We start from the raw sequence: 11498 nt of genomic DNA on the forward strand, positions 1-11498 counted from the left end.
TCCAGGGCTTCATGCCCGAACTCGGCCTGGCCAAGGAGAACATCGTCTTCGTGTCGGGCATCGGCTGCTCCAGCCGCTTCCCGTACTACATGGACACCTACGGGATGCACTCCATCCACGGCCGCGCCCCCGCGATCGCCACCGGACTCGCCACATCCCGACGGGACTTGAGCGTCTGGGTCGTCACCGGCGACGGCGACGCCCTCTCCATCGGCGGCAACCACCTCATCCACGCCCTGCGCCGCAACGTCAACCTCAAGATCCTGCTCTTCAACAACCGGATCTACGGACTCACCAAGGGCCAGTACAGCCCCACCTCCGAAGTCGGCAAGATCACCAAGTCCACGCCGATGGGCTCACTCGACGCCCCCTTCAACCCGGTGTCTTTGGCGATCGGCGCGGAGGCCAGCTTCGTGGCCCGTACGGTCGACTCCGACCGCAAACACCTCACCGACGTGCTGCGCCAGGCCGCCGCCCACCCCGGCACCGCGCTGGTGGAGATCTACCAGAACTGCAACATCTTCAACGACGGCGCCTTCGAAGTCCTCAAGGACAAGCAGCAGGCAGAGGAAGCCGTGATCCGCCTGGAGCACGGGCAGCCGATCCGCTTCGGAGTCGACGGCGCCAAGGGTGTCGTGCGGGACTCGCTGACCGGTGACCTGAAGGTCGTCGACGTCACCGAGGAGAACCAGTCGCAGATCCTGGTGCACGACGCGCACTCCGCCTCCCCGACGACGGCCTTCGCGCTCTCGCGCCTGGCCGACCCGGACACCCTGCACCACACCCCCATCGGCGTGCTGCGCAGCGTCGACCGCCCGGTCTACGACACCCTCATGGCCGACCAGCTCGACACGGCCATCGAGCAGAACGGCAAGGGCGACCTCGCCGCACTCCTCGCCGGCAAGGACACCTGGACGGTCGTCGGCTAGCTCATAGCGATTGCCTTACGAGGCCCGGTTCTGAGTCCGCTCAGGACCGGGCCTCGTCGTATGCCGTACGGGCCGCCTCGACCCGATCGATGCTCCGCTCCGTCCAGCGGGCCAGCTCCCACACCTGCTGCGCCACCTCACGCCCGAACTCGGTCAGCGAGTAGTCGACGCGCGGCGGGATCACGGGCTTGGCGTCCCGGTGCACGAAACCGTCGCGCTCCAGGGTCTGCAATGTCTGGGCCAGCATCTTCTCGCTGACGCCGCCGATCATCCGGCGCAGCTCGCTGAAGCGGTACGAGCCGTCGAGCAGCGCGGCAAGGACGAGCACGCCCCAGCGGCTCGTGACGTGCTCGAGGATCAGGCGCGACGGGCACTGGGCGGCGTTCACGTCGGGCCGCAGATTCCTCAGCACACTTTCACTCATGCCAGTACCTTACTTCAAAGTGGGTACTTACGAAAAGTTAGTGACTCTCCTAGGGTGAGTGAAGAACACGGACAGTGCGCGTATTGCCAGTCATGAGCCTCGTCATCACCGGAGCCACCGGAAACCTCGGCCGTCTCGTCATCGCGAGCCTCCTCGACTCCGGGGTCCCGGCCGGACAGATCGCCGCGGTCGTCCGCAACAAGGAGAAGGCGGCCGACCTGGCCGAGCGCGGGGTGGAGCTGCGGGTGGCCGACTACGGGCAGCCCGAGACCCTGGCCGGCGCCTTCCGCGCGGGCGACCGCGTGCTGCTGATCTCCGGCAGCGAGGTCGGGCAGCGCATGGCCCAGCACCAGGCCGTGATCGACGCGGCGAAGAACGCGGGCGTGGCGCTGCTCGCGTACACCGGTGTGCTCGGCGGCCCCGAGGCCGACTTCAAGCTCGCCGACGAGCACAAGGTCACCGAGCAGGCGATCCTCGACTCCGGCCTGCCGTACACCTTCCTGCGCAACGGCTGGTACCACGAGAACTACACCGAGAACCTGGCCCCGGTCCTGGAGCACGGCGCCGTGCTCCAGAGCGCCGGCGAGGGCCGGGTCGCCTCCGCCTCGCGCGCCGACTACGCCGCCGCGGCCGCCGCCGTCCTGACGGGCGAGGGCCACGAGAACGCCACGTACGAGCTGAGCGGCGACGACGCCTGGAGCTTCGAGGAGTACGCGGCCGAACTGTCGCGGCAGACCGGCAAGTCCATCGCCTACGCGAACGTGCCGGGCGAGCAGCAGCTGGCCGTCCTGACGGGCGCGGGCCTGCCGCAGCCGTTCGCCGAGATCCTCGTGGACGTGGACGCGGCGATCGCGCGCGGCCGGCTCGCGGTGCGGACCGGCGACCTGGCCCGCCTCATCGGCCGCCCGACCACCCCGATCGCGGACGCGGTCAAGCAGGCCCTGGCCGCCTGACCTGCCGGAACACCCCTTCGTACGCCGGGGCCCGGCTGTCATGACCGTATAGCGATACGGGCATGACAGCCGGGCCCCTCTGCCGCTACCTTCGAAAGAGTCGAGGTACGAGACGAGGAGGGGCCTTGAAGCCGTCGGGTGAGGCCGTGAAGCCGGCAGGGGATGGACGTGCCGGGCTGGTGTACGGGTTTGCCGCGTACGGGATGTGGGGGCTCGTCCCGCTGTTCTGGCCGCTGCTCAAGCCGGCCGGTTCGGTGGAGATCCTCGCCCACCGCATGGTGTGGTCCCTCGCGATCGTGCTCATCGCGCTGCTCTTCGTGCGGCGCTGGGCCTGGGCCGGCGAGCTGATACGCAGCCCGCGCAAGCTCGGCCTGATCACCGTGGCCGCCGCGGTGATCACCATCAACTGGGGCGTCTACATCTGGGCGGTGAACTCCGGCCAGGTCGTGGAGGCCTCGCTCGGCTACTTCATCAACCCGCTCGTCACCATCGCGATGGGCGTCATCCTGCTCAAGGAGCGGCTGCGGCCCGCGCAGTGGACGGCCGTCGGCATCGGCTTCGCCGCCGTCCTGGTGCTCGCGATCGGATACGGGCAGCCGCCCTGGATCTCCCTGACGCTCGCCTTCTCCTTCGCCACGTACGGCCTGGTCAAGAAGAAGCTCAACCTCGGCGGTCTCGAGTCCCTTGCCGCCGAGACGGCCGTGCAGTTCCTGCCCGCGCTCGGCTATCTGCTGTGGCTGGGCTCGCGCGGCGAGGCGGCGTTCGGGGCGCACGGCGCCGGGCATGCGGCCCTGCTCGCGGCCACCGGCATCGTCACCGCACTCCCCCTGGTCTGCTTCGGCGCGGCCGCGATCCGCGTTCCGCTGTCCACGCTCGGACTGCTGCAGTACCTGGCGCCGGTCTTCCAGTTCCTGCTCGGCGTCTGGTACTTCCACGAGGCCATGCCGCCCGAGCGCTGGGCGGGGTTCGCCCTCGTCTGGCTGGCCCTGATCACGCTGACCTGGGACGCGCTGCGCACCGCCCGGCGCAACCGGGCCGAGGCGCTGCGGCTCGCGGTCCAGGCGCAGGCCCAGGCACCGGTGCCGCCGCGGGAGCCGGCCGCGTAGGGCGAGGCGTACGACGGACTCCCCTGCGGCCGGCGTCCGTTCAGGGCGCGATCCCGACCCCTTCGATCCGGCTCCAGCGCCGCTCCTGTGCCGCGGTCATCGCGGGCCAGTCGCGGCCGCCGTCGGGCCGGGGCTCGACCCGGGAGGCGTACGGGCCCGGCCGGAAGCCCGGATCGTAGAAGCAGCCCGTGCCGTACGTCCGGTCGAACGCGGCGCAGCTCTCCGCCACCGACCGGACCGAGGGCCGCCTGCTCGTCTCGGCCCAGCGGGCCAGGTGGGCCATGGAGTTGGCGTACTCGGCCTTGCTGAGCTGGCTGTGCTCGCTCTCCCGCGTGAAGGTCTGCACGAGATGCCGGTCGCGGTCCGCCTCCTCCAGCGTCATCCGGTACGCGGACTCGTGCTCCACGAAGGCCGTCGGGTCGTCGATCGCGTGCAGCGTCAGGACCGGGATCTCGACGTCGCCGGTCAGGTCGCTGTCGTACGAGAGATCGCGCCGGGCGGCCGGATCGGCCTCGAAGCGTGCGACACCGGCGTTGAGCGCCCGGTCGTCGTGCGAGCCGGTGTAGCGGACCCCGGTGTTGGAGAACGGGTTACGGCCGCCGAGCCGGGTGTGCACGATGTCGCGGAAGGTGAACACCGCGAAGCGCAGATGCGATTCGAGGGTGCGCTCGGGGATCTTCGTGACGGCGAGGATGTCGTCGAGGTTGCGCTGCTGTACGGCGGTGCGCTCGGCGGGCGCGAGGTCGTATCCGGTGCACTCGCTCAGGCGGGCGCGCAGGCCGGCCGTGGTCAGCGTGGAGTCGGCGCGCAGGCCCTGCCACAGGGGGTACGGGGGCTCGGTGGGGCGGGGCAGGTTGTTGCAGTAGAACTGGTAGACCACGCGCAGGTCGACCCGGTAGTCGTAGCCGCGCGAGCCGCCGCCGAGCACGCCGTTGGTGAGCAGCGCGGCGTCGTACGGGCCGCGCCGGTCCCCGTACATCTCGAGCGTCTTCGCCGCCACGTTGGCGCCCCAGGACTGGCCGTGCAGGAAGGTGCGCTCCGGCTCGCCGAACTCGGCGACGAACTGCCGGCGCACCTGCTCCGTGTCGATCGCGCCCATCCGCGTCCCGTAGCCGCCGCGGCGGTACGAGGAGCCGGCCCAGGCGTAGCCCTCGTCGACCATGACCGACCAGCGGTCCAGGTCCTCGACGCTGCGGGCCGGGTCGGAGGCCGCGCCGAGGTCGGGGCCGCCGTGGGCGTGCACGACGAGGTCGCCGTTCCAGTCCTTCGGGATCGCGATGGCGTAGTACGCGCCGTTGCCGTCCCGGCCCGTGTAACAGGCCGCCTTGTCCCCGATGTTCGCCGGGCAGGCGACCGGGTCGGACCTGGGCACCTCGGCCTGCGCCGGGGGTGCGACGGTCAGGGTGCCGGCGAGCAGGGCGGCCGCCCCCGCCGCGCTGAGGGTGACGCGCAGTCCGGCTCTCGGTATCCGCACAACAACGCTCCTGTCCTCGGTGGCACGCCGTCGGCGCGCCGAGCGCTGTGATGCTAGGAACGGAGCGGCTCCCCCTCCATGGGCCGGGCCGTTGTGTTCATAGTGTGCGAACGCGCAGGGGTGCGAACGCGCAAGGGTGTGCGAACGCGCAAGGGTGTGCGAACGCGCAGGGCCGGAGGGCGGCAGCCGCCCTCCGGCCCAACTGGCTTGCCCGTACGGTTACTTCGCCTCGTTCGCCGCCTTCACCAGCGCGTCCTTCGTGACGGCGCCCGCGTAGACCTTGCCGTCGTCGGTCATCAGGACGTTGATCAGGCGGGTCTTGAAGACCGTGCCCTCGCCGAACGTTCCGCTGACCTTGTCGCCGAACGAGTCGAGCAGACCGGAGACCTCGGCGGGCATGTCCTTGGTCTCGGAGGTGTCCGGGAGACCCTTGGTGCCGGTGTCGAAGGTGGCGATGGCGGACCAGCCTTCGCCGATGACGTTCATGCCGTTGCCGAAGTCGCCTCCCGCCTCACCCTTGGCGCCGTCCTTCCCGAAGTCCTTGCCGAAGTCCTTGTCGAACTCCTTCTCCAGGTCCTTGAGGTCCTTCTCGACGTCCTTCGGGAGCTCGCCCTTCGGCGCGTCCTTGTGGAGCTCGTCGGCCTCGGTGACCTTGGCGCCCTTGGGCAGCTGGAAGGCCGACGCGTCCGGCTTCGAGAAGTCCACCTCGGTGAAGCCCGCGTCGATCACGGGCTTGCCGCCGTCGGTGGAGTTGAGCGTGAACTTCAGCGGTACGTAGGTGTCCGCGTCCACATCGATCGTGACGGAGCTGATCGTCGAACCGGACTGCTTGGGCTCCAGCTTCAGGCGGTACGCGTCTTGGCCGGCGATCCGCGAGGTGCCGTCCACGGTGACCTTGGTGGTCGGGTCGACGGCCTTCAGGGCCTCCTCGGCGAGCTCCTTCGGGGTCGCGGTCGGCTCGGCCTGCTCGGGGGCGCCCGCGGACTCGTCCTTCGAGTGGACCGCTTCCTTGGACCCGCTGTCGTACGCCCAGACGTCCTCGCCGTTGTGGATCAGGCTGAAGTCCGAGCCCTTGCCGAGGATCGTGAGCTTCTGCCGGTCGGGGCCGTCGGCGGCGACCTCGAGGTTGTGGGTGCCGGTGGCGAGTTCGAGCAGCTTGCCCTGCGGGTCGGCGGTGGCGCCCTTGCCGTCCTTGCCCTCGCCCTGGAGGAACGAGTCGGCGAGACCGGCGAAGGAGGGCAGGCCCAGGTCGGTGGAGATCTTCACGTGGCCCGAGAGCTGCTCGGTGTCGGACGCGGCGATCTTCTCGATGAGCTCCTGCGCGCTGATCTTCGGCAGATCCGGGTCGCCCGAGCTCGCGAGCGCCGGGACGAGGCCGATGGTCGCCGCCGCGACGCCGGCCACGGCGACGGGCACGAGGTAACGCGCGGCCTTGCGCCGGCCGCTGCGCAGGTCGTCGGCCTCGTCGCGTACGGGGGCCGGTTCGTAGGGTGCGTTCGGTGCCATGGGTGCCTTACCTCCGTGGTGCGGCGGCGGTTCTCGTCGTCCTCTGTCCTTCTCCATACGACCAAATCGCCCGCCCGGAAGCGTCAGCCCCCGGAATCAACTCCATGTACTGCTGTGGGATGACATACGGGGGTGGCGCACCCCTCCACCCGTAAGGGATGCACCACCTCAGCCGGTCCGGTCAGTTCTGGATGAACACGTAGTCCGCCTTGTACGGGACCCCGACGACGGCGCCCTTCTCGCAGGTGCCGGCGGGTGCGACGCCGCCCACCGTGTTCAGGCGGAGGATCTCGGTGGTGTCCGCGAGCAGGCCGTGGCGCCTGCCGGTCTGCTCGGCGTCGAGGGCGAGTTCGGGGATGTTGGCCGTGCCGTTCGGGGTCCTGGAGATCAGCTTGGCCTTGACGGCGCTGCCGTCGCGGGCGATCCACTGCGGCGTACCGGAGTTCGGCGCGACGAAGGAGTGGTCGATCCGGCCCGCGAGCACGGCGCGGACATCGCGCTGCTGGAAGGACAGCTTCCCGTCCTCGCCCGCCTTGCACTCGTAGATCTGCTCGCCCTTGATGACGGGGGCCTGGAAGTTGTGCAGCGCCTTGCGGAAGTCGAACGGGTCGCTGACCTTGTGCAGTTGACCGCGGACCGCGCCGCCCGGGAACTCAGCGGTGTGCAGATTCGCGTAGAAGCCGCCCGGGTCGGACTTCAGGGCGTCGAGCAGCGCGCGGTCCTCGACGGTGACGGTGCCGACCGCGCTGCGGCCCTTGCTGTGCGCGAGCAGGGTGGTGAAGTCGACCTTGATGCCGCCGTTGACGCCCTTGGCGCCCTGGTGGATGTGGAGGGCGGTGGGCTTGGCGGTGCCCCGCCACTTCACGGCGAAGGACACCTTGTCCCCGCTGACCTTGACGAACTGAAGCGCCGCACCGTCCTTGTCGCCGACGGCCTTGCCGTCCGGGGTCGGGACCTCGTTCGCGCCGTTCAGGCTCGCGGCGAGGATGGTGCCCTTGCCGGTGGTGACGCCCGGGCTGCCGCCCTGTCCCCCATGACCCTTGCCGTGGCCCTTGCCGTGCTGGGTGCCGATCGCGGCGCCCGTGTCCGCCTTGGCGGCTCCTCCGTTGTCCGCGACCGCGGGCAGCACCGCGACGGCCACACCCGCCGCGGCGACGGCGGCGATGGAACCCGCGATGATCGAACGGCGGCCGGTAAGTCCACGACGTCCGGTAGATGCACTCATGACAGGACTGCTCCCCGTTTCCCCGCCGACGCCCCCTGCGTCAGCTTCTGGGCATGAGTACGGAACGGGTCCTGGCTTGGACTCAATCCAAGAAAGTGACCTACGTCACACCGACTGGATAGCCGTACGGGTCTCAGCCCGCCCGGTGCACCACCGCGTCGCACAGCTCCATGAGCGCGGCCTTGGCGTCGCACTCGGGCAGCGGGGCGAGGGCGGCGCGGGCGTCCTCGGCGTAGCGGACCGTGTCGCGGCGGGCCTGCTCCAGGGCCGGGTGCACGCGGAGGCGGGCCAGCGCCTCGGCGTGCCGGGCGTCGTCCGTGAGGTCGCCGTCGAGCAGCTCGCACAGAGCGAGGTCATCGGGTCGGCCGTACTGGGCGGCCTGGGCGCGCAGATGCAGGACCGGCAGCGTGGGGATGCCCTCGCGCAGGTCGGTGCCGGGGGTCTTGCCCGACTCATGGGAGTCGGAGGCGATGTCGAGTACGTCGTCGGCGAGCTGGAAGGCGACGCCGAGCCGCTCGCCGTACTGCGTGAGCACGTCCACGACCGTCTCGTCCGCGCCGGACATCATCGCGCCGAAGCGGCCGGAGACCGCGATCAGCGAACCGGTCTTGCCGGCGATCACATCGAGGTAGTGGTCCACCGGGTCGCGGCCGTCGCGCGGGCCCGCGGTCTCCAGGATCTGGCCGGTGACCAGGCGCTCGAAGGCCTCGGCCTGGATGCGGACGGCCTCGGGGCCCAGGTCAGCGAGGATGTGCGAGGCGCGCGCGAAGAGGAAGTCGCCGGTGAGGACCGCGACGGAGTTGCCCCAGCGGGCGTTCGCGCTGGCCACACCGCGGCGGACGTCCGCCTCGTCCATGACGTCGTCGTGGTACAGGGTCGCGAGGTGCGTGAGCTCGACGACGACCGCGGAGGGCACGACACCCGGCGCGTACGGGTCGCCGAACTGCGCGGCGAGATGCACGAGCAGCGGCCGGAAGCGCTTGCCGCCGGCCCGTACGAGATGCTGCGCGGCCTCCGTGATGAACGGGACCTCGCTCTTGGTGGCCTCGAGGAGCCCCTCCTCGACAGCAGCCAACCCGGCCTGGACATCGGCTTCGAGGGCCTGGTCCCGCACGCTCAGCCCGAACGGCCCGACGACGGTCACGAGGGGTTCTCCTGTCTGCTGACGAACACAAGGTCGGTCACACGGCACTCACACGGTCGATGACACGGTTTGTCGATGTGTCGCTGCCATCACTCAAGTCAGCGTATCCGGTCGCGTTTCGATCACACTCAGCGCCTGCCCGGTCGCAGGCGACTCACGCAGGGAGCTTGCGGATGTTGCGGCGAAAGGCCCGAAATAAAAGGGAACCGTGCCACCGGGCCCTCCTGATCAGGCGAAGAGGCGCTCCAGGACCACGGCGATGCCGTCCTCCTCGTTGGACGTGGTGATCTCGTCGGCGACGGCCTTGAGCTCCTCGTGCGCGTTCGCCATCGCCACGCCGTAGCCGGCCCAGTGGAACATCGGGATGTCGTTGGGCATGTCGCCGAAGGCGATCGTCGACTCGGGAGCGATGCCCATGCGTGCCGCGGCGAGCGCGAGGCCCGTCGCCTTGGTGACGCCGACCGGCTGCAGCTCGACCGTGCCGGGGCCGGCCATCGTCACCGTGACCAGGCCGTCCGCGGCACTGCGCGCCGCCTCGGCGAGCTCGTCGTCGGAGAGCGAAGCGTGCCGCATGAGCACCTTGTTGATCGGCTCCGACCACAGCTCGGCGCGGTCGGCCACGCGCACGGCGGGCAGCGTGGGGTGCGGCATCTCGTAACCCGGCTCCATGAGCATCAGGCCCTCCATGCCGTCCTGGTTCACCGCCGCGAACACCTCGCCGACCTCGGCCTCGATCTTGCCGAGGGCCACGTCGGCGAGCTCGCGGTCGAGGGTGACGGAACTGACGATGGCGTTGTCCCCCGCGTCGTAGACCTGCGCACCCTGACCGCAGACCGCGAGGCCCTGGTAGTCGAGCTCGAGGAGCAGGTGGCGCACCTGGGGCACGGGCCGTCCGGTGACGACGATGTGCCGGGCGCCGGCCCCGGCGGCCCGCACCAGGGCGGCACGCGAACGGGCGGAGACGGTGTCGCCGCGCCGGAGCAGGGTGCCGTCCAGGTCGGTGGCGATCAGGGGATACGCGGGTGGTCTTGCCATGGGGTACAGGATACGGAGATACCAACAAACCCAGGAAAAATGGACTTGGGTTGACGCGCCGCCCCAGCGTCGCGTCCTTCCCGGGGAGCGCACCGGCCTCCTGGGGAGGTGGGCGGACTCGCGGTGCCGGGGCGGACCGGTGCCGGGGCGGCGTGCCGGGGCTGCCGGGGCGTGCCGGGGCTTGCGAAGATCACGGAGCGGCGGAGAACACCCTGCCGCAGGGGCCGTCCGCGCTTGTACGGTGTGGCCAACCTGCACATGGAAAGCGAGGCAGCGTCCCATGCCCGAGCCCACCCCGCTCGACCTCCCCGAGGGCCACCCCTTCGGTCCGCACAACCTGCCCTACGGCGTCTTCTCCCTGCCCAGCTCGCAGGGCGAGCCCCTGCGCAGGGTCGGTGTCCGTCTCGGCGACCGGGTGCTCGACGCCGGTGCGGCCGCGCATGCGCTGGGCTCGCCGTACGCCTCCCTGCTCGCCCAGCCCACCCTCAACCCGCTGCTCGCCGCCGGTCGCCAGACCTGGCGTGATGTACGCCGGGCGCTGACCGCGTGGGTGACGGTGCCGGCGCACCGGGAGGTCGTGGAGCCCCTGCTCCACCCCCTGTCCGCCGTCGAACTGCACCTCCCCTTCGAGGTCGCGGACTACGTCGACTTCTACGCGAGCGAGCACCACGCGACCAACCTCGGCCGCATGTTCCGCCCGGACGGCGAGGCGCTGCTGCCCAACTGGAAGCACCTGCCGGTCGGTTACCACGGCCGCGCCGGCACGGTCGTGGTCTCCGGCACCGACGTGATCCGCCCGAGCGGCCAGCGCAAGGCGCCGTCGGACGCGGCGCCCGGCTTCGGCCCGTCGGCCAAGCTGGACATCGAGGCGGAGGTCGGCTTCGTGGTGGGCACGCCCTCGGCGATGGGCTCGCCGGTCCCGCTGTCCTCCTTCCGTGACCATGTCTTCGGTCTCTGCCTGCTCAACGACTGGTCGGCGCGCGACATCCAGCCCTGGGAGTACGTGCCGCTCGGCCCGCACGTCGCGAAGTCCTTCGCCACCTCCGTATCCGCGTGGATCACCCCGCTGGAGGCGCTCGAGTCGGCCCGGGTCCAGCTGCCCGCTCGCGACGTGCCGGTCCTTCCGTATCTGGACGACTCCGACGAGGACGAGCCCGGCGGCTACGACCTGCGCATCACGGTGACCCTCAACGGAGACGTCATCTCCGAGCCCCCGTACGCGACCATGTACTGGTCCCCCGCGCAGATGCTCGCCCACATGACGGTGGGCGGCGCGTCGCTGCGCACCGGTGACCTGTACGGCTCGGGCACGGTCAGCGGGCCGCAGACCCACCAGCGCGGCTCCCTCATCGAGCTCACCTGGAACGGCAGCACCCCGCTCGAACTCCCCAGCGGCAAGCGCACCTTCCTCGAGGACGGCGACGAGGTGACGCTCACGGCCTGGGCGCCCGGGCCGGACGGAGTGCGGGTCGGACTCGGCGAGGTGACGGGCCGGGTGGTCTCGGGCTGAGTCCGCGTACGGCTCGATCCGGCTGGGTCCGAGTGCGGCTCGATCCGGCTGGGTCCGAGTGCGGCTCGATCCGGCTGATTCCGAGTACGGCTCGATCCCGCTGAGTCCGGCCGCGCGCGCCGCACTCGTTTCGTCCGCGCGGGCTCAGCCCCGCTCCCGGTGTCCGGTCCGTCGTCACGGGCCGGGCACCGG

Annotated in this window: 10 protein-coding genes; 4 read left to right on the top strand and 6 right to left on the bottom strand. The window is 70.7% G+C overall.

From position 1 onward, the window contains the following. Positions 1–929: 2-oxoacid:ferredoxin oxidoreductase subunit beta (locus tag BLT97_RS33305; protein ID WP_093617077.1), on the top strand; the 929-nt coding region annotated here is incomplete at its 5' end. Between the two features lie 40 nt (positions 930–969). Here the strand turns inward: BLT97_RS33305 and BLT97_RS33310 are convergent. After that, positions 970–1353 (bottom strand): winged helix-turn-helix transcriptional regulator, encoded by a 384-nt coding sequence (locus tag BLT97_RS33310; RefSeq protein ID WP_093617079.1) that lies wholly within the window; start codon positions 1351–1353, stop codon positions 970–972. Positions 1354–1445: 92 nt separating this feature from the next. On the opposite strand from BLT97_RS33310, the gene BLT97_RS33315 reads away from it, so the two are divergent. After that, a complete protein-coding gene (locus BLT97_RS33315; protein ID WP_093617081.1) occupies positions 1446–2306 on the top strand; it encodes an SDR family oxidoreductase in 861 nt (286 codons plus the stop codon). A 203-nt stretch (positions 2307–2509) separates the two neighbouring features. After that, entirely contained in the window at positions 2510–3412 is a 903-nt protein-coding gene (gene rarD, locus BLT97_RS33320; protein WP_245769689.1) for an EamA family transporter RarD, read from the top strand. A gap of 40 nt (positions 3413–3452) precedes the next feature. Here the strand turns inward: rarD and BLT97_RS33325 are convergent, their stop codons facing one another. From BLT97_RS33325 to BLT97_RS33345, 5 genes are all read right to left on the bottom strand, one after another. Further along, positions 3453–4886 carry an alpha/beta hydrolase family protein gene (locus BLT97_RS33325; protein ID WP_093617085.1) on the bottom strand — a complete coding sequence of 478 codons (1434 nt, stop codon included), beginning with the start codon at positions 4884–4886 and terminating at the stop codon, positions 3453–3455. A gap of 219 nt (positions 4887–5105) precedes the next feature. Beyond that, the gene (locus BLT97_RS33330; RefSeq protein ID WP_093617087.1) at positions 5106–6392 is read right to left on the bottom strand and encodes a LolA family protein; all 1287 of its coding nucleotides are present in this window, start codon (positions 6390–6392) and stop codon (positions 5106–5108) included. A 181-nt stretch (positions 6393–6573) separates the two neighbouring features. Continuing rightward, the gene (locus BLT97_RS33335; RefSeq protein WP_093617089.1) at positions 6574–7617 is read right to left on the bottom strand and encodes a CHRD domain-containing protein; all 1044 of its coding nucleotides are present in this window, start codon (positions 7615–7617) and stop codon (positions 6574–6576) included. Between the two features lie 133 nt (positions 7618–7750). Further along, entirely contained in the window at positions 7751–8761 is a 1011-nt protein-coding gene (locus BLT97_RS33340; RefSeq protein WP_093617091.1) for a polyprenyl synthetase family protein, read from the bottom strand. Between the two features lie 228 nt (positions 8762–8989). After that, positions 8990–9796: an HAD family hydrolase gene (locus tag BLT97_RS33345; protein WP_093617093.1), complete on the bottom strand. Its 807-nt coding sequence runs from the start codon at positions 9794–9796 to the stop codon at positions 8990–8992. Between the two features lie 280 nt (positions 9797–10076). Here BLT97_RS33345 and fahA point away from each other — a divergent pair, with 280 nt between their 5' ends. Then, on the top strand, positions 10077–11306 hold the full coding sequence (fahA, locus tag BLT97_RS33350) for a fumarylacetoacetase (protein WP_093617095.1): 1230 nt from the start codon (positions 10077–10079) through the stop codon (positions 11304–11306). The last annotated feature ends 192 nt before the right edge of the window (positions 11307–11498 follow it).

Origin of the sequence: Streptomyces indicus (assembly GCF_900100315.1) — a bacterium.
GTDB lineage: Bacteria > Actinomycetota > Actinomycetes > Streptomycetales > Streptomycetaceae > Streptomyces > Streptomyces indicus.

What these genes read in the sequence shown, in the direction of transcription:
- BLT97_RS33310 (WP_093617079.1), bottom strand. Translation starts at nt 1,353, where the DNA reads ATGAGTGAAAGTGTGCTGAGGAATCTGCGGCCCGACGTGAACGCCGCC.
- BLT97_RS33315 (WP_093617081.1), top strand. Translation starts at nt 1,446, where the DNA reads ATGAGCCTCGTCATCACCGGAGCCACCGGAAACCTCGGCCGTCTCGTC.
- rarD (WP_245769689.1), top strand. Translation starts at nt 2,510, where the DNA reads ATGTGGGGGCTCGTCCCGCTGTTCTGGCCGCTGCTCAAGCCGGCCGGT.
- BLT97_RS33330 (WP_093617087.1), bottom strand. Translation starts at nt 6,392, where the DNA reads ATGGCACCGAACGCACCCTACGAACCGGCCCCCGTACGCGACGAGGCC.
- BLT97_RS33335 (WP_093617089.1), bottom strand. Translation starts at nt 7,617, where the DNA reads ATGAGTGCATCTACCGGACGTCGTGGACTTACCGGCCGCCGTTCGATC.
- BLT97_RS33345 (WP_093617093.1), bottom strand. Translation starts at nt 9,796, where the DNA reads ATGGCAAGACCACCCGCGTATCCCCTGATCGCCACCGACCTGGACGGC.
- fahA (WP_093617095.1), top strand. Translation starts at nt 10,077, where the DNA reads ATGCCCGAGCCCACCCCGCTCGACCTCCCCGAGGGCCACCCCTTCGGT.